The following is a 21,876-nucleotide window of genomic DNA, read 5'->3' as shown; positions in this document are numbered from 1 at the left end:
CACTAATGTTACTCAAAACGACAATGATTCAGAAGTTTCTAATACAGAGGTAAGTTCTGACGATTCAACTTCTGATACTGATAATGAAACTCATAATGCTTCTAACGAGACTGAAGACAAAGACGATAACACTAACGTTGCAGATGNNNCACTAATGTTACTCAAAACGATAATGATTCAGAAGTTTCTAATACAGAGGTAAGCTCTGACGATTCAACTTCTGATACTGATAATGAAACTCATAATGCTTCTAACGAGACTGAAGACAAAGATAATAACACTAACGTTGCAGATGATAAAGATGACAGCACTAATGTTGCTCAAAATGATAATGATTCAGAAGTTTCTAATACAGAGGTAAGCTCTGACGATTCAACTACTACAAATGAGTCTGACAAAGAAGCACAAACTAAAAAGGTTAATACTTTAGATTCAGATATAAATACTTCAGCTAAAACGGGTCAAATTTATAAAAGTGATGCAACACCAAAATTAAGAATGGCTAGATCAGTTAGTACTCCTACTATAGCTACAAGATCAGCTGTCACTAAAGAATCTACAACTAAAAGTTCATTACCTAAATATACGCCAAAAGTAAATTCATCAATAAATAATTATATTCGTAAAAACAACTTCAAAGCTCCTAACTATGAACAAGATATCGCAAGTTATTTACCAAAATATCAATATCGTTATGGTAAACCTGAAGGTATCGTTATGCATGATACTGCAAACGATAATTCAACAATTACTGGTGAAATTAATTACATGAAAAATAATTATAATAGCGCATTTGTACATGCATATGTAGATGGTAATCGTATAATTGAAACAGCTAATACAGATTATTTAGCATGGGGAGCTGGCCCAGCTGCAAACGATCGCTTTATTCATGTAGAATTAGTCCATACACATGACTATGATTCATTTGCGCGTTCAATCAATAACTACGCAGACTATGCAGCTACAAACCTACAATATTATGGACTTGCTCCTGATAGCGCTGAGTACGATGGTGTTGGAACTGTTTGGACGCATAAAGCTGTAAGTAATTATTTAGGTGGATCAGATCATATCGACCCTCATGGTTATTTAGCTAACCATAATTATAGTTATGATGAACTTTATGATTTAATTTATGAAAAATATTTAATTAAAACAGGTAAAGCTGCTGCTTGGGGTACCACTTCATCTGGAAGTACAAGTGGAAGCAAGAACGAATCAAATGGTTCTACTACAAAACCATCTACTAATACTGGTAAATTAACAGTATCAACTAACAACGGTGTTGGTCGTATAAATACAAGTAATGATGGTTTATATACCACTGTTTATGATCAAAATGGTAAGAAAACAAGTAAAACAAATCAAACTTTAAAAGTTACAAAATCAGCCACTTTAGGAGACAAAAACTTTTATTTAGTTTCTGATTATAATAAAGGTGATTTAATAGGATGGGTACATCAAAATGATGTAAGTTATAACTCTGCTAAGTCCGTTGTTAAAAACAACCAATCCTATAAAATCAAACCTGGTGAAGTTGTTTATACTGTACCTTGGGGCACTAGTTCTCAAAAAGCAGGCACAGTTTCAGGTAGTTCTAGTCAAACATTCAAAGCATCAAAACAACAGCAAATTGGCAAAACAAATTATGTTTATGGCACAGTAAATAATTTATCTGGTTGGGTAAGCTTAAGTAAATTAACTTCGACAAGCAAAACAGCTACTTCCCCTACTTCAAATAATCATTTAACTGTCAATACACTTACAAATCAACAAGGTACAGTGGCTAAGACAAATCATGGTGTTTATACATCTGTATATGATAAAAAAGGTATTCAAAAATCTTATGTAAATGGTAAAACTTATAAATTAAGCAAAAAAGCTACATTAGGAAATAATTCATTTTATTTAATTACAGATAATAAAACAAATACTAACTTGGGTTGGATGCAAACAGGTGATATCACTGTTAAGGAAGCAGTTACAAAAGCTACTGCTACACCAACGACATCAGTTAGTAAAATCGGACAATTAAATACAAATAATTCTGGTATTAAAACAACTGTTTATGATAAAAAAGGTAAAAATGCTTCGAAATTTGCTGGCCGTACGTATACGGTAACTAAACAACGTACGCAAGGTAATAACACTTACGTGTTAATTCAAAATACTAAACAAAATACACCTATTGGTTGGGTTAATACTAAAGATATAAATACGCGTGACTTAAGCAAAACAAAAGCTAAAACTGGACAATATACTGTAAAAGCAACGAACAATGGTTTATATGCAATTCCATGGGGTACAAAAGCTCAGCAATTAGATACTCAAAATAATATTAAGAATAGTAAATTTAACGCATCAAAATCTGTGTTTGTTGATAAAGATGAGTATCTATATGGAAATGTAAATAATAAAACTGGATGGATTTCAGCTAAAGATTTAAATAAAACTCAAACACAATCAGCTGTCACACCACAAAAATTCGACTATGTTATTTACAATGCAAGCGGTAATTATTACTTGAATCCTAACGCTACAAAATCAGCTGGATCATTGAAAGGTTTCCATGAAAGCATCTTTACTGTTTTTGAAAAACAAATCATTAATGGTGTAACTTGGTATCATGGTAAGTTATCAAACGGTAAAATTGTTTGGATTAAAGAAAGTGATTTGCGTAAAGAACTAGTAAAATATTATAAATCTAATCTTACTTTAGATCAGGCTGTCGCGTTACAACATGGTATGAAATTCAAACCTCAAATTCAACGTACACCTGGAAAATGGGAAGATGCAACAGCGAGTGAGATTAAAAATGCTATGAATAGTAGTAAACTTGCTAAAGATCCAACCCAAAAATACCAATTCTTACGCCTAGATAAATCTCAAAATATTTCTGGTACTGATTTAGATAAATTACTAGTTGGTAAAGGTATATTAGAAGGTCAAGGTGAAGCATTTAGTGAAGCTGCAAAAACTTATAATATCAATGAAGTTTACTTAGTTTCTCATGCTCTACTTGAAACTGGAAACGGTACTTCTAAGCTTGCTAATGGTGGCGACGTAGTAAATAATAAAGTTGTTACTAATGGTGCTAAAAAATATTACAATATGTTCGGTATTGGAGCCGTTGATAAAGATCCTGTAAAACAAGGTTTTGCTACCGCTAAAAATAATGGTTGGGATACTGTTAAAAAAGCAATTGTCGGTGGTGCTAAATTCATCGCTAATTCATACATCAATCAAGGGCAAAACACTTTATATAAAATGCGTTGGAACCCTGATAATCCAGGCGTACATCAATATGCAACTGATGTAGCATGGGCATCTCATAATGCTACACGTATTAAAGGGTTCTATGATTCTATGAATAAATTAGGTAAATATTTTGATATAAACACATATAAATAACAATAAACCATAATTATGTATATTTAAAAACATAGATAAACCTTAGGTGATATTTTACCTAAGGTTTATTTTTTATATAATGTAATACAATTTAGGAATTCTATTACTAACTAGAGCCTATAGTTCTGTTTATTAGTCACATTGCTTTGTTTATTTTATAGCAACACGGATTTTCCAAATTATTTTAGAAACCTTTAAAACTATAACAATAACTTCTTTTGGGTAATGCAAACTCTTTTTCAATTATTAAATATGAATTTTAACTTTCTGTTTCTAAACGTTTTGATTAATTTGAGCTTTATAACATTAAAAAGAACTAATCCTTATTCATAAGGATTAGTTCTATATTTTAATCATAAAAATTTTGTTGCAGTCATTTTTAATTTTTATTATCAGATGCTGCTAGAAATTTTAGCGATTGTTTATCGTCTATTTTATATAATTATGATGGTTGTTTAATTTATTTAATAAGTAATTTAAGTTTTCAATATCATTTGATGTTAAATTTTGACATCTTGCTTCAATCAAAGCTACCCTAACTTCGTTAATTTGCTGGACAAGGGCTTTCGTTTTTTCTGTAATCATTAAATCTTTACACCTTAAATCTTTATTTGACTGTTTGCTGGTAATATAGCCCATTTGGCATAACTTTTTGATCCACCTAGACACTATAGACTGTTCTTTATTAATTTTCATTGTTAAATCGTACTGCGATAGCACATTATAATGATACAAAATCCTTAACATTTCTAACTGTTCGGAAGTTAAATCTGTACGTTGGCCGAACCTTCTACTGACTAAATTTAAATCATTACTTGTAAGTGTAATTAATTGTTCTAGTTGTTTATACATGTTGTTTCATCTCCACTACTTTAATTAAAATGTTTAATAGCATTTAAATTTATTATTTTATTTTCTAATATTATAATGTTATTCCGCATAATATACAATAATAATCTACAAAACAGTCGGTTTTGTTGCATTTGTCATATGTTTTATAATAAATTAGAAACAGTGATTATAAATTTTTACCTGCATTAAAAAAGGAGCAACTACATGACACAGATAAAAGAAAGAGATTATTTCTTCGACAATGCGAGAATGATATTAATATTTCTTGTTGTATTTGGTCATTTATTACAACCATATACTGAAGAAAGTAAATATCTTTCGTCACTTTATTTAACTATATATAGTTTCCATATGCCATGCTTTTTGTTCATCTCAGGTTATTTTGCTAAAAAAGCAGGCAAGGCTGGTTATCTAGAAAAAGTTTCAAAAAAATTATTGGTACCTTATTTTATTTTCTTTGGCTTTTTTACCTTTTACTACTATTTCACAGGAAAAGAAGACAGTGTTAAATTTGATCCATTTGACCCTGTATTTGCATTATGGTTTTTACTTACATTATTCTTCTTCCATGTCATATTAGTTATAGTCAAAGATTATAAACCATATTTTGTATTACCAATATCCATCATTATTTCTTTATTTGCAGGTTATTCAGATGATATTGACAATTATTTAAGTTTTTCAAGAACAATCATGTTCTTCCCTATTTTTTATTTAGGTTATTTATTTACTAGTGAACATACACGTTTATTAAGAAGTAAAAAATTCATGCCGATCGCTGTCAGCATCCTACTCCTTTTTTATATCATTTATACTTTACATCCTATAAACGCTGATTGGCTTTTAGGTGATTCACCGTATATGTCACTGGAAGGTAAACAAGATTTATATAGTCCAATTAAACGATTACTATTATACTTTATTATTTTAATTACAATGTTTTCTTTCCTTAATTTAGTACCTGAAAAAGAAAGATTTTTCACATACATTGGTCGTCGCACTATGTATGTATATTTACTACACGGCATTGTAATTGGTATTATACGTGGTTTTGATATTTATCCATTTAAAGATCAGATCTCTATAATGACTTATATCTATCTAATCTTACTCACAAGTATTATTGTATATGTATTATCAACAAGATTTATATCTAAGTGGACCAATCCAGTCATAAACTTGCAATCCCCTGCCAATTTTAAAGATTAATACGATATTCAACCGATTTGTAGTTGTTTCAAATATGTTATGATAGTAGTAATTTGATATTAAAAGCTAGTCATACTTATTTATCTACAGATCGGTATTTTTATTTTGAGGTGAAAAACAATGAAGCTATCTTTAAACGACAATTCTAAATTTTTAACGGCACCAAGTATTAGGCAATTTTCAAATAAAATTAAAGATATTGATGATTGTATCAATTTAACAATCGGACAACCAGATTTCCCTATGCCTGATGTCGTAAAAAACGCATATATTAATGCAATAAAAGAAAACCAAACGAAATATTCCCATAACAAAGGATTACTTGAAACACGTAATGCAGTCGGTCATTACTTTAAACAACGTTATGGTTTTCATTATAGTTCTGATGAAATCATTATTACAAATGGTGCTAGTGAAGCACTAGACACAGCTTTAAGAAGCATAATTAACCCAGGTGATGAAATATTGATCCCTAGTCCTATTTATGCCGGTTATATCCCATTAATTAAAACACTTGGTGGAATTCCGATATATATCGACACTACAAAATCAGATTTCAAAATAACGCCTGAAGCAATCAAGCAAAATATATCACCAAAAACAAAAGCAATTCTTTTAAATTATCCTACTAACCCTACTGGTGTCATTTTAACTTATGATGAAGTTCATGCACTTACAGAAGTGTTAAAAAACGAAGAAATCTTTATCATTAGTGATGAAATTTATGCAGAGAATACGTTTAGTAATAAACACTGTTCTTTTGCTGAATTTGAATCAATCCGTGATCAATTATTGCTTGTAAGTGGATTAAGTAAATCTCATTCTGCTACTGGTATTCGTATTGGTTTTTTAATAGGTCCTGAATATTTAATTGAAAAGTTAACATATATGCATGCTTATAATTGTATTTGCGCAAATGTACCTGCTCAAATTGCTTGTATAGCAGCGTTAAACGAAGGATTAGACGCGCCTCATTATATGAACAAAGCATATATTGAAAGACGAGATTTTTTAATCACAAAACTTCAAGCTTTAGGTTTTAAACTCAACGCTAAACCAGAAGGTGCTTTTTATATCTTCACAAGTATTGAAAATTTCACTGAAAATGATTTTGATTTTTGCGTAGATGTACTTGAAAAAGCACATGTTGCAATGGTACCAGGTTCTGCTTTTACAGATATCGGTAAAGGCCATGTGCGTATTTCTTACGCCTATGAACTTGATGCTTTAAAAGAGGCTATGAGAAGATTAGAGCTTTATATAAAAGAACACTATGAATAACAATATGTTAATTTGTAGTTTAAATATTTTTATCAATTTTAACTATGGCTATATATGTATTCAATATTTGAGCCTAAAACCTAATTGAATACATACATGTTGTTTTATGCGTATTAACATCCAACATCAGACTTCAGCATAAAAATTGATGAACTGTAACATACAGTCAGTCATTATAGTGATTAAAAATACTTGTATTTAAAATGATTCGTTGTAATGAGGCGTATGAGGCGAACTTTACTGGAAAATGTCTATATATTTAGACAGAGGTGAATTTCTGGAAAAACATCTATGTTTTAGGAAATACGATATAAAAGAGGCTCGTAAATGAATTTCAAAGAAAATTCATTTACGGGCTTCTTTTATATTATGATTTATTTTTCAGATATATACGTTTTATTGATAGATGTTTTTTTCAGCAAACTTTTTCATTAATTTATAATATATATCTATATCTTCCGAACTCATATTAAACTGTGTTAAAACTTCATCTGAAATTTGTTCAAATTTCTCTTTTAACCCACTACCCTTTTTTGTCAATTGGACTTTAACTCTACGCTCATCCTCTTCTGTTCTCATACGTTCAATTAATCCTTTTTTTTCGAGTCTTTTAATAATTGGGCTTATTGTACCAGAATCTAAATATAATTGATCGCATAAGGTTTTTATAAATACAGGTTTCGAATTTTCAATATATAACATCACCACATAATTGGGAAAGCTAATATCATACTGCTTTAGATGTTTATTAAATTTATTTACTATCTCTTTACTAGAAACATAAAACAGAAAACACATATCCTGCATAAGGTCTTTATTTTTATATTGTGCCATTCATTACTCTCCTCTGCCCTTTTTTATTATATTAATAGAAATTTTATTTTTGGTCAAATATAATAACAAAATGTTTAAAAATTTTAACATTACTAGTATTAGTCAATAGAATATTCTGAAAACGAATTTCACTCAATTTACATGTTTTACAATTGCTTTTTAATAATAAATTTAAAAACTATATTTTCATATTATATTTCAACTTTTTTCCTTAATGAAATGTATATTTTATAAATATTGGATTTATGAGCTTGAACACTTTTTTTGATCCTAATACTTACGACTAAGTATAAAATAGTGAATAAATGGCTATAAAATTGTATAAAAAAATCGTTAATTTCTATATTATCTAATAGAAATTAACGATTTTTGTTAGCTTAGCCTCATAACTTATAGTCACAACACACTAACTTATTAATGTATTGCTTTTAAGCAATTTTGCTTACGGGAATTTAGGGAATTGATCAAAATCAGGGTTACGTTTTTCCTTAAACGCATCTCTACCTTCTTTAGCTTCATCAGTTGTATAATACAATAGCGTAGCATCGCCCGCCATTTGTTGTAATCCTGCTAATCCGTCAGTATCAGCATTCATTGCCGCTTTTAAGAATCTTAATGCTGTAGGAGAATGTTGCATGATTTCTTCACACCATTTTACTGTTTCATCCTCTATATCAGCTAGAGGTACAACGGTATTTACTAAGCCCATATCTAAAGCTTCTTGTGCATTATATTGACGGCATAAATACCAAATTTCACGTGCTTTTTTATGTCCTACAATGCGAGCTAAATATCCTGAACCATAACCAGCATCAAATGATCCTACTTTTGGTCCTGTTTGACCAAATATTGCATTATCTGCGGCGATTGTTAAGTCACAAACAACATTCAAGACATTTCCTCCACCGATGGCATATCCTCTAACCATCGCAATTACTGGTTTTGGAATAATACGTATAAGTCTTTGTAAATCCAACACATTAAGACGCGGAATTTGGTCATCACCAACATAACCACCATGGCCACGTACTTTTTGGTCTCCACCTGAACAGAATGCCTTTTCACCTTCACCTGTTAAGACAATAACTGAAATACGTTGATCATCTCTAGCTCTTGTAAAAGCATCTATCATTTCTTGTACAGTATTTGGTGTAAATGCATTACGAACTTCAGGTCTATTGATAGTTACTTTTGCTATACCATTATAAAATTCGTACTTAATCTCTTTATATTCTTTAATTGTTTCCCATTGTCTAGTCATTTTGCTCCTCCTTAAAAATAAAACCTAACACTATTTTATCAAATTCTGTCATTTCTTCCACATGTACAGTATGACCACTACCATCAACTTCATATAAGCTCGTTTCTGGTATTAAATCGCACATATTATAAGCAGTTTTTATAAATTTTTCATCTAAACTTCCTACAATTATACACGTTGGAACTGTAATGTTTGCTATTTCGGGCCATAAATTGGGCATATGGCCTGTGCCATAGTCTCTTAAAGCTTTTGCTAATCGTATAGGGTTTTGTTGCAATCGCATTCGACGAATTTTTTGTTTAATTTCTGTACTTAAACCATACTGACTTTGAAATAAAGGTAATTTTTCCCAATCATTTACAAAAACTTCTAATCCAGCTATTTCTAAAACTTTTGCACGCGCTTGATCAATTTGTATTCTTTCTATGCGATCGTCTTCATTTGCAATACCTGGAGAACTACTTTCCAATATTAAACCATCTAAGTGATGTGTTCCATGGAGTGCGTAATATAAAGCAATTCTACCACCCATAGAATAACCATGTAAAAAAATACGATATGATGACTTAAATGAAGTTAATGTATCATCTAATGATTCGCAAATAAATTCAAAATTCCAAGTATGATTTTCACTTGATTGATCAAGCCCATGACCTGGCAAGTCAATAGTTAATACATTTATTTCATCTGTGAACGTTTTGATATGTTCATCGAATGTCGATTGATCACTTATAAATCCATGCAATAATACGAGCAAATCTTTTGAGTTATTTGTAGCTTGATGAAATTTATAATGTAACATCGATAATATCACTCAATTTCGTATAGAGATTTTGGTGTTGATTTAAATTCTCATCACGGTTTGTAATGATTTCATATATATGCGCACCAAGTTTTGATAGCTCAGCATATTTAAAAGTCTCAATTGTTTCAAAACATCTGTAAGAGAAATCATAAAGTAATGCAGCATGTTCAAAGTTTAATCCTGTCGGTGTACCAAAAAGTCTTTCAAAATAAATATCAGCTGACGACTTTTGTGGTAGAAAGGAAAAAATTCCGCCGCCATCATTATTTAAGAGTATGATATTTAAGTTGATATTATTTAATTTTGACATGAGCAGACCATTCATATCATGATAGAATGCTAAATCACCTATTAATAATGTTACGCGTTTATGTGCCGCCATTCCTATCGCAGTAGAAATAACACCATCTATGCCATTAGCTCCTCTATTAGCATAAACCTCTGCTTCACAATCTACAAATAAATTATCGACATCACGGATTGGCATACTATTGCTAACAAACAGCGCATCTTCTTTCGTTAATTTATCTAATACATTCGCTACAAAAGCTGATTCATCTGTAGCAGTTCTCAAATAGTCTTTGATTTGAATATGTGCTTGTTTTTCTAATGATTGCCATTTTTCTAACCAATTTTTACGTTCTACAGTAGGAATTTCAGAAAGTTGTCTAAAGAAATCATTGGCCGACATTTCGTAAGATACATGTGGTACCTTTGGAAATGCATCTGGTTGATCATTATTTTGCACTAATATTTGAAAAGCTTCTGTGGCTTTTAACCATTGATTTACTTTTTTAGAAATCACTGGTTTACCTACGCGAATAATAAAATCAGCATTTATAGATAACCCCGATCTATACAATAAATCATAAGTTGTCACTACATTAGGATGATGTTCTTTACGTAATTGGCTCAAAGGATCTGCTAATATAGGCATGTCATGGATCGTCGCAAAAGTAAGTATTTGATCGACATCTTGATGTTGCATATCACCTACAACAATTAGTCCTTTGCGTTTTTGCATAATCGCTTTGATTTCATTCAAACTTGCTGTCTTTTGATAATGTGGCAATATCTTACTATCTGAACTTAACCATTCTACTTTTTCTAAGTTCGGAGTTAAAGGCTCCCTAAATGGTAAATTCAAATGTATTGGCCCACGATGTGGCCCATAAAAATATTGACTTGCTTTTTGCATTTGAAAATTTATAGTGTCTAACAAATAATCTTGTTCTTCATCAGCATCCGCTATTGGAAAATCAAATTGATATTGAACATAGTTCTCAAACATATTTGTTTGATTTATCGCTTGAGGTGCACCTATTTCCCTTAATTCATGTGGTCTATCACTCGTCAAAACGACTAATGGTAAATGACTTAAATTACTTTCTGCAATCGCAGGTGTATAATTGGCAGCCGCAGTACCTGATGTACATAAAATTGCAACTGGTCTTTCACTGCCTTTCATTAATCCCATTGCAAAAAAAGCAGCACTACGTTCATCTGGATGAATCCAAGATTTTAGTTTAGGATGTGCCTCTATAGCAATAGCTAAAGGCGTTGAACGTGAACCAGGGCTTATTACTACTTCTCTTATGCCATATGCATATAGTTCTGAGACTAATGTAAAAACTTGTTTTGTTAAAGCGTCTGTGTAATTATTCATATTTCTCTACTCCTAAAGCTTTCATCATCGGATTGAATTTAACAGCAGTTTCTTCTACTTCACTATCAGCATCAGAATTTTGTACAATACCGCACCCAGCAAACAAAGTAGCTTGATTCTTTTTAATTAACATAGATCGAATCGCTACGATAAACTCACAGTTATCATACATATCAATATAACCTACTGGAGCGCCATATAGACCTCGAGTACCAAACTCATTGTTTTCAATATAAGAAATAGCTTCTTCTTTAGGATAACCACCTAATGCTGGTGTAGGATGAAGATTATCCAATAATCCAATATATGAATTCTGGATTAAATGCCCTTCAATTTTTGTATATAAATGGTATAAATGATCGTTCGTTAAAATTTGTGGTTTTTTATTAAATTTTATTTGCTCTACATAAGGCTTGATATCATTTAATATACTTTTCACAACAAAATGATGTTCATTTAAATTCTTTTTATCATTTAAAAATGCATCAATGTTTGCCTTATCTATGTCATCTCGATGTGTTCTTTTAATCGTACCAGCAACTGCTTTAGTTGATAGCACATCATCTTTTACTTCCATTAATTGCTCAGGGGTCTGAGAGAAAAAGACACTGTCCTTTGATTCAAGCACAAATAAATAGCTATTATGTTCACCTTGCATTGCCCTATTTAATATATATGGAATGTTAATGTTTTTATCAAACATAATAAGTCTTTTTCTTGCAAGTACAATTTTTTTATTTTCATCTAAAATATCAATTGTATCTTTAACTAGGTCACGCCATTCGTCTTTATAGATATCGTCAATTCTTTTTATTTCCCCTATCTCATCACTAGGTTGAACGTCCTTTTGCGTAAGTTTGTCAATAATTGCTAAGAAAGCATCCATCTCAAACTTATCAGCTTCGACAGTATACGTTATAAAAGATTGTCCCTCTTCCATCGTGACGAGTACTTCAGGCAAGACAAAATGATTAATACCAAACTCACGCCATTCATCACCTGATTTGTGTGTTGAAAATTGGAAACCGCCACAGATTTTCAAATGATGTTTTTCAGAATTTGGATGTATTAACTCAATATCATTTTTATACTTTTCCCACTCACGAAAAATAGATTGTTTATTTTCAAAATCGTTTTTAAATCTCGTAATAGCATGATAGCCAAAGAATGAAGTTTCGTTGTCATTTTTCTTGAAATAAAAACGGTCTCCTGCACAATCTTCGGTTAAATGAAATAATAATGTAGGTTCTAATTCATAATCTAATTTTGCTTCTACAGAAACCCAAGTTTGGTTACTTTCGTACACCGCTTCGACAATTTCACTTTCCTTGACATCTAAAGTCATCTATTTCACTTCTTTCATTTCATTATCTGTTTACACTCATTATAATATTGTACCACTTTTCACAATCTGTGTACGTTTTTCAGCTTATTTCATGTAGACATTTTTTACGTAAGTTGACCTTTATAACTTCTTCTATTAAAATTAATTTGATAAAAATTAATTATATTAAAAGAATTCGAGGTAAATTATTATGGCATCTCAATACCAACAATATTCAACAGTCAGAAAATACTGGCATCTAATGCGGCCACACACTTTGACTGCTGCAGTAGTTCCAGTTTTAGTAGGTACTGCAACTGCAAAAATATTCCTCCTAGGTAGTGAAGATCATCTAAAGCTTAGCTTATTCGTAGCTATGTTAGTCGCTTGTTTACTTATCCAAGCAGCTACTAACATGTTTAATGAATACTATGATTTTAAAAAAGGTTTAGATGACCATACTTCAGTAGGTATCGGTGGCGCAATTGTGCGTAATGGCATGAGTCCAAAATTAGTCATGAACTTAGCCATAACGTTCTATATTATCGCAGCAATATTAGGCATATTTATCGCTTCCCAAAGTTCATTCTGGTTACTACCGATTGGGTTAGTATGCATGGCCGTAGGTTACTTATATACGGGTGGACCATTCCCTATTTCTTGGACGCCTTTTGGTGAACTATTCTCCGGAATTTTTATGGGCATGATCATTATTTTAATTGCTTTCTTTATCCAAACTGGTAATTTACAAAGTTTAGCAGTATGGATTAGTATTCCAATCGTAATTACAATTGGACTTATCAATATGGGCAATAATATCAGAGATTGGGCAAAAGATAAGGCAAGCGGTCGAAAAACATTACCCATTTTATTAGGAAAAAATAATGCTGTACGCTTTTTAGCATTGATGTATATCGTTGCTTATTTACTCGTTATCTACATCACTTTCTTTAAACCTGGTGGTTCAATTTTCTTCTTGCTAGCCTTATTGTCATTCCCAATGCCAATCAAAGCAGTTAGAAGATTTAAAAAGAACGACACACCTGAAACAATGATGCCTGCAATGGCTGCTACAGGAAAAACTAATACTTTCTTTGGTTTCCTTTATGCATTAGGTATCTATATAAGTGCCCTATTAGGTGGTATTTAATAACAACTAATTTTAAGCTTTATGCTTATATATACAAAATCGTTCTTCATTCATTTGATGAACGATTTTTATTTTTAACAAATATACGCTAAATATGTACTAAGTGGTAATGCATATGACCATATAAATCAAATTCGCTCGTAATTTCAAAACCTAATTTTTCATAGACGCGTAATGCTGTAAGATTATCTATATCACAATTTAAACTCCATTTTTCATCTGGGTAGTTCGCAATAACATGTTTGATCAATTTCGTTGCTACACCATTCCCACGGTAATGAGGAAATGTTGCTACAGTTTCAATATACCATTCATCATCATTAGCCTCTTTCATAGGCATAGGTGTACCATAGGATTTTATATCTGCTTCTAAATCCATGTCTAGCCACGCTTGTTCCAGTTCTAATTCCTTATTGCCTGGATATGCAATTAAACATCCTGCTACATTGCCATCAATTTCATACACCCATACATTACTAATATGCCCTCTATATTTTACATCTACCATACTTTGTTCCATTATTTTTAGCAAACGAAACTTTTCGACTTCTTTTACTATATCGATGTCTAATTGACTCCAAATGAGATAACATAATTCTGCAATATCTTTTTTGTCACTAGGTTTAGCTTTTCTAATCATTTTATTTCTCCTTTATTTATAGCAATTATTAATTCTATTATATATGAATCAAATTAAAATTTCGATGTAATAACAACTTTATAACTCAAATTTTGTAACATTGTTTTGTTTGTTCAATTCCACTATTTAAGAGATAATTAAAATAAGAATCTAGATAACGAAAGGACATTATACACATGAAAGTAAACAAAGTCATTTACGTCGTGCTTGCATTTCTTTTAGGATGGTGTGGCATCCACAAATTTTACTCAAACCAATTACTACAAGGGATTATTCACTTAATATTTTTCTGGACTGGTATTCCCTATATTATTGCTATCATTAGTGGTATCTTAACAATTTTCTTTAACAAAGCAGATGAAAACGGGCTCATCACTTTCGAAAAATAGTTTTAAACTACCGCATAAAAATTTCATATATTTTCATTACTCTGATAATAAATGGGTAAAGGTATGTATGAAGCATGTATGAGTTTCGATGAGGAGGTAAAAGTTTATGAATATTATAAAACGTGTTTTTAGAACACTGATTGTCGGTTATATTGTAAGAGGAATTAGAAATTTAATTAGTAAAAAAACAAAATAAAGTTTGCACATAAAATATAAGAAAATTAAAGTCCCACTAACTCAATTAAATGAGTTAGTGGGACTTATGCATAATAAGATTGGCTTTTATTTATTTTTTAACAAAATAAAAAGAACGCTGATATATCAACGTCCTTCTTGTATCCAAAATATTCATTTGGATGTACTCTTATGTTTTTACGGAAACGGAGGGATTCGAACCCTCGCGCCGCTCTCGCGACCTACACCCTTAGCAGGGGCGCCTCTTCAGCCAACTTGAGTACGTTTCCAATGGCTCCACAGGTAGGACTCGAACCTACGACCGATCGGTTAACAGCCGATAGCTCTACCACTGAGCTACTGTGGATAAATAGTATCTCTAATCAAGCACAAATATTATTATATCAATTAATAACAAATTTTCAAGTCATATCACAAAAAAATATGCAGAACATTTACACTAAATTAATATAATATTCCGCATATTCTACTTTTACATTAATATTTTTAATAAACTTTACTATTTACTTTCAAATAAAGAATATTTAGCGAGTGCTTCATATATATTTAATTGAGGTTTTGTGTAATCTATGGGAGACTCTGGATCAAAAGTGGCAACTCTTGCTGCTCTATCCATCATATAATAATAATAAATGCCATTTAAATATTGATGTTGCATGCTATGAGCTGATATATTCACAACGATATATTGATTATCGACAAAGTTCACTCTACATTTTTTATCTTTTAGTGATCTAATACTTTGAACATAATGGATATTGATCCATGTATTTTGTGTTTTTCTATCAGAATGTGTCGGGAAAAAATAAGTGGGAAATAATGGAGTAAATAAAATTGGGGGCTTGCTACTAATGCCTGTAATACGAATTGTGTCCTCTTTTTTAAAAACATAGCTACTACCATAAAATCTACAAGAACGATCAATGATTTTGTGGGTGCGTTCTTTTATCATACTTTCCTCTTCTTTATATCTTAGTACTCGTGTTCCTTCATATTGGCCAACAGGCAAATGGCACGGTTGTAATGTCATATCACCTTTTTTAATAATATACGGTTGTATCATAGTTGTAACCTCCTTGCAGTTTTGGTGATACTCAAATAATATACTATCATCATTTTAAAATCAACTTATATTATAAAATAATTTCTATATATTCTACAATTAAATTTTAGTTGCGAATCTTTTTCTATTTTTTAATTATTGAAAGTTTCGTTTTACACTTATTTTTTCGGAAAAGTCAGAATATTCGTTGATTTAAAAATCAAAACCTTGTATAATATATTTTAAATATAGATAGAGGGGTTGTGTTGACAATGAAACATAATACACATGTAAAATACAATACTTTAGAGTCTTTTGTATCCACAATTAATGACTTAGGTATTGAATTAATTATTGATGAATCATTAAGGAATGTACGTAAACAACAACTAGAAAATCTCATCGATCATGCGCTTAAAAATAAAAACGAGAATGATTTCAAACGTTATACAGAAGAATACAAAAATTTGGAGGCATATCTCGTTGGTTAATTTAGTCATAATTCATTTAAAATAAGGTCTATTCACTAATTAATTATAGTTAGCGAATAGACCTTTTATATTGTTTATTTAAGACATTAATCTGATTAACTCATATCTATCAATATCTCCAAAGTAATGATAAATATCATAATCTGCTAAAGCTTCTTCTATACTATCAAAGTCATGCAATGTACCTTCCAATGCATGTTCTAATTCAGTAACGTCTCCTACGCCAAAGAAGTCACCGAAAATTTTAGCATGTTCAATTCTTCCCTTTTTAACATCCAATTTAATTTGAACAAAGCCTTTTTCGAATTTTTCTTCTCGTTCAAAATTATATTTTGGATTTCTACCGTAATTCCATTCCCAAGTTCGATATTTTTCATTACTCAATTGCTCTATGTTGGCCCAATCCTCGTCTGAAAGTTTATATTCTTCCACTTGCGTCGCTTCACCAAATATTGTTTTTAAAATAATTTCTTTAAAAGTATCAATATCTAATGGTTCAGTTAAAAATTCTGAGATGTTGGCCACCCTACTTCTCACAGATTTAATGCCTTTTGATTTGATTTTTGCAGGGTTCACACGCAAAGCATTTTGAACTTCATTTAATTCACTATTTAGCATTAAAGTTCCATGACTAAACATTCTGTCTTTTACTTTGACCATCGCATTGCCTGAAATTTTGGCTTTACCGACTTGAATATCGTTTCGACCACTCATTTCAGCATCTAAGCCAAGTGATTTCAATGCTTCTACAATAGGTTCAGTGAACTTTTTAAAATTGTGAAAACTATTACCATCATCATCCGTTATAAAACTAAAATTAAGGTTACCTGTATCATGGTACACGGCACCGCCACCAGAAATACGTCTGACTACATCTATACCATGTTCATCAATATAAGGTTGATTAACTTCTTCAATCGTATTCTGGTTTTTACCAATAATAATTGAAGGACGATTGACATAAAATAGAAAATAACTATCGTCATTCGGCATGTGTTTTAAAACATATTCTTCCATTGCCAAATTTAAAGTTGGATCGGTAATATCATTATTACTAATAAATTTCATTTACTGCACTCCTTTTCCTTTTATTGCCCTTACCTTATTTATGCAATATTTTTGTTAAAAAAGCCAATCATTTAACTGATTTATACTAATTTTTCTAAAAAAAGAATGATAACTGTATATTTAAAGGTTATTTGTTTATTTGTCTGTAGTTTTTTTGTATAATACTATCTAGTTAGCATTTCTAGGGAGGATTCAATATGACTGTTGCAGAAGTCGGAAATATAGTGGAATTTTATGACGGTTTAAAAGGCCGCGTAGAAAAAATTAATGATAACTCTGTAATTGTAGATTTAACAATTATGGAAAACTTCAATGATCTAGACCTGCCTGAAAAAACTGTCATCAATCACAAGCGATATACAATCGTCGAACAAGAAGGATAGTTTATATGAATAGAATTTCAAACGCTTTAATCTGGTTTATTGTAAGTTTTATCGTATTTCACATTATTTTATATATAATGTGGGGTGAAAAGCAAGAATACTGGTACCTTTATACTGGTATCATGCTCATCGCAGGTATCAGTTATATCTTTTACCAAAGAGATATTGAGTCAAAAAGACTATTAACATCTCTAGGGATAGGTATTATTACTGGTATCGTGCTCATTATTGTACAGCTTATTTTAGCGGTTATCTCATCAGATATTCAGTATACAGCACTGATTAAAGAGTTAACGCGAACAGGCGTATATTTTAAATGGCAAATGTTAGTTACATTATTATTTGTAATACCATGTCATGAACTCTATATGAGAACTGTATTGCAAAAAGAACTACTCAAATTAAACATTCCCATGTGGTTAAGCGTATTAATAACAGCAATTTGTTCTGCTTCTTTATTTTTCTATCTAGATAAAATGTGGATTGTTTTCTTTGTGTTTATCGTTCAAATTGTACTTTCATTAAGCTATTATTATACGCGCAGAATTGCTACGACTGTAATAGCACAAATTGTTGCAGTTGTTATTCTATTAATTTTCCACGGTTAAATTGAAACGGAAACTCAGGCTTATGAATGATGTGAAAAAGGGTTGAGATATTAACCCTTTTATCCGAATTTTAAAAGAGATTAGCCATAAATAATCTCTGCACGAAAATAAACGCCAACTTCTATTGAAATAATATAGAAATTGGCGTTTTCTTTGGTTTCGTGACATTTTTTATAGCTAATGATGACAATCAAACTTTATGTGTCATATCATATAATAACGTTAAATGTTTGTTTTTGTTCGATATGGTAATCCTTATCTTTTAAATTTCTAGAAATTAATTCTACCATTGTAATTTCTCCAGTTTCATGTATAACAGCATTTTCTAAATATTGCTTGTAGTTTCTATAGCAGTAATCAGTCATGCTTACACGATACATGTGATCCAATTTAATATTTTCTAATGTTACACGGTGATAAGGTTCAGCATTCATATCAATGGTGTAATGAACACCTTGCCAAAATGTACATAAGGTTTCATCTACAATTGTTAAACTCAATGCGCCGTCACTAAATTCTATATGTGAATAGCAATATTCTAAAATATCGTGAATTTGTTGACCTTTCATGGTTAAATCAACAGGAACATCTGGATGAGGATAAGCATTGAATAAATCTTCATTTGTAATGATGCCTCTGAGCCCTTCTTCGCCACTCGTTGGTAAGTGCACACACGATATATCATAATCATAGGCTAACCGAATACTATCATGCAATAACTGTGTAAATGGATGTGGTTTTGTAATAACATCACTCAAACCATTTACCTCAGCTGATAGAACATTTTCGTTTATGCTTTCTTCACTCCAATTACAAACTGTTTTTCTATCATAAAAAGTCAAATCTAATAATGCTTGGTCTTCTGGATAATGATTTAGATCTACGATTTTAGAATTGACATTTTCTAATTCATATGAATTTGTACGCTTTTTAAAGTTAATTTTCACATGAATAAGTTGTTCAGCATTTTGTCCAGCTTGCACATAAAGCGTTTGATCATCTCTACCAATGAATGTTTGATGTTGATGACCAGTGATTAATAAATCAATAACGCCTAAGGTTTGCATTATTTTTTCCGCTTCATTAACATTTTGTTCACGTTCATTTGATGTTTTATTTAGTTGATTAAGCCCACCATGGTATATAACAATTAAAAAGTCAGGCATTTCACTTTCGTGGATAAATCGAATCCAGCGTTTAGAAGAGCGCAATGTTTTTTCAATCCGTACATCATTTTCCATTTCAAAATGTTCACGCTCCATTAAACCATCTGAAGTTAAACCCACAATTGCGATTTTCACACCTTCAATTTCTTTAATTGTATATGGTGTAGAAAAATATGGTTCTTTCGTACGTTTATATTCAATATTTGCGGATAACCATGGGAACCTCGACAATGATACAGCCCTCGAAAAGAATGACAGTCCAAATTTAAATTCATTAGGACTAATACCACTTGCATCGTATTGCATGGCATTCATTAATTTTATCATTGGATGACGCTTATACGGTGCTACAACTGCATAATAAAATGCTGCTAACGAACCTGCTAAACTACCACCACTATCTAACAGAATAACGTGATCATTTGTTTCTCTAATACTTTTAACATAAGAGCCTGCTCTATAAATATTTGAATTATTTTCACCACTTTGAAAATAACTATGCATATCAGAAGTAGTAATAATGTCTATTGCGATCTTTTCACTTTTTTTCATTTGCCTCTCCCCTCATTAATCATAGTCTAACACGTTTCTAAAATAGCTTGAAATAATTATGAACATATATGATTTGCTATATATGTTCCCTTTATTTCAAAATTAAAAGCACCAGTACATCATTTGTTAGATATACTGGCGCCGTGGTCTCACAAATTATTAAGTTCAGATTTACTTTTGACAATCAACCAATTTGAACGCGTTCTTTAGGATAATGGAATTTATCTGGTTCTCTACGTCCACCAATCATAATGATAAAACTGATTAAGCCAACACGACCAATGAGCATCAATAACATTAAGACGCCTTTACTCATATCATTCACATCACCAGTAATACCCAACGACAATCCACATGTTCCAAATGCTGACATGACTTCGAAAAACGCTTGTAAAAATGATACCTTTCCATTTTCAACAACTAGTATAAAAATCATGCTCGTAAAAGTTAATATACTGGCCATGATAAATACAGCAAATGAACGTTGAACATCAGTAATGTGAATCTCACGATTAAATGCTTTGATAGATGTTTTCTCAGGTTGGTTACTAAAGTTTAAAAGGAATAATATTAAAATAGCAAATGTCGTTGTTCTAATACCACCACCTACTGAACTTGGAGATGAACCTATAAACATCAGTATACCCATAACGATATTCGTACCTTCACCAAATCCGCTTACATCAATAGTTTGAAGTCCCGCACTTCTAGTGGTTGCTGATTGAAACAATGCATAAAATAACGATTTATGCCAACTCATATTTTGAAAAGCTTGGTTATGTTCAAATAATAGAATAATTATCACACCAAAAATAAACAAACCAAAATATGTTACCGTTGTAATTTTTGCAAATAATGAAAATCTAAAATTAGGAATTCGATTTTTTATATATGCCTTCACTTCTATTAATACAGGAAAACCAATTGAACCTAACATAATTAAAAACATAACGATTGTTTGTACAAAATAATCATTTGCATAAGGTATAAGTGACTGTCCTGTTATATCAAGTCCACCATTTGTCGTCGCCGATACCGATACAAATAATCCTTGCATGATTGCATATTGTATATCCGGGGTATCTCTATAAAAATAAAATGCTAATAGTGATGCACCAACAAGTTCTATAATGATGATTGTTCGAACAATATCTAGAATCAATTTCACAGTGCCACTCATCGTATGTTTATTATTATCTAGCATAATCAATTGACGTTCGCGCATACCGATATGCTTACCTAAGACAACCCATAACATGGTTCCGATGGCCATAACACCAATCCCGCCCAAATTAAGTATCAGCATGATTATAACTTGACCAAAGGTTGTGTAAGTATCAATAATATTAACTGGCGTTAGTCCTGTTACGCTGACACCAGACACTGCAACAAACAATGAATCAATTGGATCTACAGACACATTGGACTTATGAACAAAGGGCAAGTTCAGCATTAAAAATGCCACAATAATAGCCACGATATAATACATTACAATCCCTTGTTGAGGACTTGATTTTTTTAACAATTGGTTGAAAATGGACAACGT

19 protein-coding genes, 2 tRNA genes and 1 pseudogene are annotated in these 21,876 nt (G+C 31.2%); 9 read left to right on the top strand and 13 right to left on the bottom strand.

The annotated features are described in order from the left end of the window. Nucleotides 1-480: 480 nt before the first annotated feature. A pseudogene (locus KA873_RS04075) lies at nucleotides 481-3,414 on the top strand (GW dipeptide domain-containing protein); the annotation flags it as partial. Nucleotides 3,415-3,843: 429 nt separating this feature from the next. Here the strand turns inward: KA873_RS04075 and KA873_RS04070 are convergent. Then, on the bottom strand, nucleotides 3,844-4,266 hold the full coding sequence (locus tag KA873_RS04070; RefSeq protein ID WP_107384692.1) for a MarR family transcriptional regulator: 423 nt from the start codon (nucleotides 4,264-4,266) through the stop codon (nucleotides 3,844-3,846). Between the two features lie 204 nt (nucleotides 4,267-4,470). On the opposite strand from KA873_RS04070, the gene KA873_RS04065 reads away from it, so the two are divergent. Next, a complete protein-coding gene (locus tag KA873_RS04065) occupies nucleotides 4,471-5,475 on the top strand; it encodes an acyltransferase family protein (RefSeq protein WP_107384693.1) in 1,005 nt (334 codons plus the stop codon). 120 nt (nucleotides 5,476-5,595) lie between these two features. Further along, nucleotides 5,596-6,756 (top strand): aminotransferase class I/II-fold pyridoxal phosphate-dependent enzyme, encoded by a 1,161-nt coding sequence (locus KA873_RS04060; protein ID WP_107505387.1) that lies wholly within the window; start codon nucleotides 5,596-5,598, stop codon nucleotides 6,754-6,756. 396 nt (nucleotides 6,757-7,152) lie between these two features. On the opposite strand, the gene KA873_RS04055 is transcribed toward KA873_RS04060, so the two are convergent. The 5 genes from KA873_RS04055 to KA873_RS04035 form a co-directional block, all read right to left on the bottom strand. Next, entirely contained in the window at nucleotides 7,153-7,590 is a 438-nt protein-coding gene (locus tag KA873_RS04055) for a MarR family winged helix-turn-helix transcriptional regulator (RefSeq protein ID WP_107384695.1), read from the bottom strand. Nucleotides 7,591-8,032: 442 nt separating this feature from the next. Further along, nucleotides 8,033-8,851, bottom strand: coding sequence for a 1,4-dihydroxy-2-naphthoyl-CoA synthase (menB, locus tag KA873_RS04050; RefSeq protein ID WP_107384696.1), 819 nt, complete (start codon nucleotides 8,849-8,851; stop codon nucleotides 8,033-8,035). Continuing rightward, nucleotides 8,844-9,653: a 2-succinyl-6-hydroxy-2,4-cyclohexadiene-1-carboxylate synthase gene (menH, locus tag KA873_RS04045; RefSeq protein WP_107521324.1), complete on the bottom strand. Its 810-nt coding sequence runs from the start codon at nucleotides 9,651-9,653 to the stop codon at nucleotides 8,844-8,846. Before menH ends, menB begins: the two co-directional genes overlap by 8 nt. After that, nucleotides 9,640-11,322, bottom strand: coding sequence for a 2-succinyl-5-enolpyruvyl-6-hydroxy-3-cyclohexene-1-carboxylic-acid synthase (gene menD / locus KA873_RS04040; RefSeq protein ID WP_107384698.1), 1,683 nt, complete (start codon nucleotides 11,320-11,322; stop codon nucleotides 9,640-9,642). The genes menH and menD overlap by 14 nt, the downstream gene beginning before the upstream one ends. Further along, nucleotides 11,315-12,667: an isochorismate synthase gene (locus KA873_RS04035; RefSeq protein WP_107384699.1), complete on the bottom strand. Its 1,353-nt coding sequence runs from the start codon at nucleotides 12,665-12,667 to the stop codon at nucleotides 11,315-11,317. Before KA873_RS04035 ends, menD begins: the two co-directional genes overlap by 8 nt. A 190-nt stretch (nucleotides 12,668-12,857) precedes the next feature. On the opposite strand from KA873_RS04035, the gene KA873_RS04030 reads away from it, so the two are divergent. Beyond that, nucleotides 12,858-13,796, top strand: coding sequence for a 1,4-dihydroxy-2-naphthoate polyprenyltransferase (locus KA873_RS04030; protein WP_107384700.1), 939 nt, complete (start codon nucleotides 12,858-12,860; stop codon nucleotides 13,794-13,796). A gap of 88 nt (nucleotides 13,797-13,884) precedes the next feature. Here KA873_RS04030 and KA873_RS04025 read toward each other — a convergent pair whose 3' ends face one another. Beyond that, nucleotides 13,885-14,436: a GNAT family N-acetyltransferase gene (locus tag KA873_RS04025; protein ID WP_210140169.1), complete on the bottom strand. Its 552-nt coding sequence runs from the start codon at nucleotides 14,434-14,436 to the stop codon at nucleotides 13,885-13,887. 176 nt (nucleotides 14,437-14,612) lie between these two features. Here KA873_RS04025 and KA873_RS04020 point away from each other — a divergent pair, with 176 nt between their 5' ends. Then, nucleotides 14,613-14,825 carry a TM2 domain-containing protein gene (locus tag KA873_RS04020; RefSeq protein WP_107504744.1) on the top strand — a complete coding sequence of 71 codons (213 nt, stop codon included), beginning with the start codon at nucleotides 14,613-14,615 and terminating at the stop codon, nucleotides 14,823-14,825. 106 nt (nucleotides 14,826-14,931) lie between these two features. After that, nucleotides 14,932-15,021, top strand: coding sequence for an SAR1012 family small protein (locus tag KA873_RS13735; RefSeq protein ID WP_019469096.1), 90 nt, complete (start codon nucleotides 14,932-14,934; stop codon nucleotides 15,019-15,021). A gap of 179 nt (nucleotides 15,022-15,200) precedes the next feature. Here the strand turns inward: KA873_RS13735 and KA873_RS04015 are convergent. From KA873_RS04015 to KA873_RS04005, 3 genes are all read right to left on the bottom strand, one after another. Next, nucleotides 15,201-15,289: transfer RNA gene (locus KA873_RS04015), tRNA-Ser, on the bottom strand. A 2-nt stretch (nucleotides 15,290-15,291) separates the two neighbouring features. Beyond that, a tRNA-Asn gene (locus tag KA873_RS04010) sits at nucleotides 15,292-15,366 on the bottom strand. A gap of 153 nt (nucleotides 15,367-15,519) precedes the next feature. Next, the gene (locus KA873_RS04005; protein WP_107505016.1) at nucleotides 15,520-16,083 is read right to left on the bottom strand and encodes a competence protein ComK; all 564 of its coding nucleotides are present in this window, start codon (nucleotides 16,081-16,083) and stop codon (nucleotides 15,520-15,522) included. 251 nt (nucleotides 16,084-16,334) lie between these two features. Between KA873_RS04005 and KA873_RS04000 the strand changes: the two genes are divergently transcribed. Beyond that, nucleotides 16,335-16,553 (top strand): IDEAL domain-containing protein, encoded by a 219-nt coding sequence (locus KA873_RS04000; protein WP_019469091.1) that lies wholly within the window; start codon nucleotides 16,335-16,337, stop codon nucleotides 16,551-16,553. A 78-nt stretch (nucleotides 16,554-16,631) separates the two neighbouring features. Here the strand turns inward: KA873_RS04000 and lplA are convergent, their stop codons facing one another. Then, complete coding sequence (lplA, locus tag KA873_RS03995; RefSeq protein WP_019469090.1) at nucleotides 16,632-17,621, bottom strand: lipoate--protein ligase; 990 nt, start codon at nucleotides 17,619-17,621, stop codon at nucleotides 16,632-16,634. A 197-nt stretch (nucleotides 17,622-17,818) separates the two neighbouring features. Between lplA and KA873_RS03990 the strand changes: the two genes are divergently transcribed. Continuing rightward, the gene (locus tag KA873_RS03990) at nucleotides 17,819-18,004 is read left to right on the top strand and encodes a YkvS family protein (RefSeq protein WP_002508073.1); all 186 of its coding nucleotides are present in this window, start codon (nucleotides 17,819-17,821) and stop codon (nucleotides 18,002-18,004) included. 5 nt (nucleotides 18,005-18,009) lie between these two features. Then, complete coding sequence (locus KA873_RS03985; RefSeq protein ID WP_107384867.1) at nucleotides 18,010-18,612, top strand: CPBP family glutamic-type intramembrane protease; 603 nt, start codon at nucleotides 18,010-18,012, stop codon at nucleotides 18,610-18,612. Between the two features lie 209 nt (nucleotides 18,613-18,821). Here KA873_RS03985 and KA873_RS03980 read toward each other — a convergent pair whose 3' ends face one another. Both KA873_RS03980 and KA873_RS03975 read right to left on the bottom strand, forming a co-directional pair. Then, nucleotides 18,822-20,330 (bottom strand): bifunctional metallophosphatase/5'-nucleotidase, encoded by a 1,509-nt coding sequence (locus KA873_RS03980; protein ID WP_107384868.1) that lies wholly within the window; start codon nucleotides 20,328-20,330, stop codon nucleotides 18,822-18,824. 184 nt (nucleotides 20,331-20,514) lie between these two features. Continuing rightward, on the bottom strand, nucleotides 20,515-21,873 hold the full coding sequence (locus KA873_RS03975) for a TrkH family potassium uptake protein (RefSeq protein WP_107384869.1): 1,359 nt from the start codon (nucleotides 21,871-21,873) through the stop codon (nucleotides 20,515-20,517). Nucleotides 21,874-21,876 lie beyond the last annotated feature (3 nt).

It is taken from the genome of Staphylococcus sp. GDY8P45P (genome assembly GCF_017892745.1).
Taxonomy (GTDB): Bacteria; Bacillota; Bacilli; order Staphylococcales; family Staphylococcaceae; genus Staphylococcus; species Staphylococcus cohnii.
The sequence above is the reverse complement of the archived record's forward strand: the minus strand, read 5'-3'. Positions and strand labels throughout refer to the sequence as shown.

Coding starts and splice junctions, on each gene's coding strand:
- menH (WP_107521324.1), bottom strand. CDS start 9,653: ATGTTACATTATAAATTTCATCAAGCTACAAATAACTCAAAAGATTTG.
- KA873_RS04060 (WP_107505387.1), top strand. CDS start 5,596: ATGAAGCTATCTTTAAACGACAATTCTAAATTTTTAACGGCACCAAGT.
- KA873_RS13735 (WP_019469096.1), top strand. CDS start 14,932: ATGAATATTATAAAACGTGTTTTTAGAACACTGATTGTCGGTTATATT.
- menD (WP_107384698.1), bottom strand. CDS start 11,322: ATGAATAATTACACAGACGCTTTAACAAAACAAGTTTTTACATTAGTC.
- lplA (WP_019469090.1), bottom strand. CDS start 17,621: ATGAAATTTATTAGTAATAATGATATTACCGATCCAACTTTAAATTTG.
- menB (WP_107384696.1), bottom strand. CDS start 8,851: ATGACTAGACAATGGGAAACAATTAAAGAATATAAAGAGATTAAGTAC.
- KA873_RS03980 (WP_107384868.1), bottom strand. CDS start 20,330: ATGAAAAAAAGTGAAAAGATCGCAATAGACATTATTACTACTTCTGAT.
- KA873_RS04030 (WP_107384700.1), top strand. CDS start 12,858: ATGGCATCTCAATACCAACAATATTCAACAGTCAGAAAATACTGGCAT.
- KA873_RS04025 (WP_210140169.1), bottom strand. CDS start 14,436: ATGATTAGAAAAGCTAAACCTAGTGACAAAAAAGATATTGCAGAATTA.
- KA873_RS04065 (WP_107384693.1), top strand. CDS start 4,471: ATGACACAGATAAAAGAAAGAGATTATTTCTTCGACAATGCGAGAATG.
- KA873_RS04035 (WP_107384699.1), bottom strand. CDS start 12,667: ATGACTTTAGATGTCAAGGAAAGTGAAATTGTCGAAGCGGTGTACGAA.
- KA873_RS04005 (WP_107505016.1), bottom strand. CDS start 16,083: ATGATACAACCGTATATTATTAAAAAAGGTGATATGACATTACAACCG.
- KA873_RS03990 (WP_002508073.1), top strand. CDS start 17,819: ATGACTGTTGCAGAAGTCGGAAATATAGTGGAATTTTATGACGGTTTA.
- KA873_RS04020 (WP_107504744.1), top strand. CDS start 14,613: ATGAAAGTAAACAAAGTCATTTACGTCGTGCTTGCATTTCTTTTAGGA.
- KA873_RS04070 (WP_107384692.1), bottom strand. CDS start 4,266: ATGTATAAACAACTAGAACAATTAATTACACTTACAAGTAATGATTTA.
- KA873_RS04055 (WP_107384695.1), bottom strand. CDS start 7,590: ATGGCACAATATAAAAATAAAGACCTTATGCAGGATATGTGTTTTCTG.
- KA873_RS04000 (WP_019469091.1), top strand. CDS start 16,335: ATGAAACATAATACACATGTAAAATACAATACTTTAGAGTCTTTTGTA.
- KA873_RS03985 (WP_107384867.1), top strand. CDS start 18,010: ATGAATAGAATTTCAAACGCTTTAATCTGGTTTATTGTAAGTTTTATC.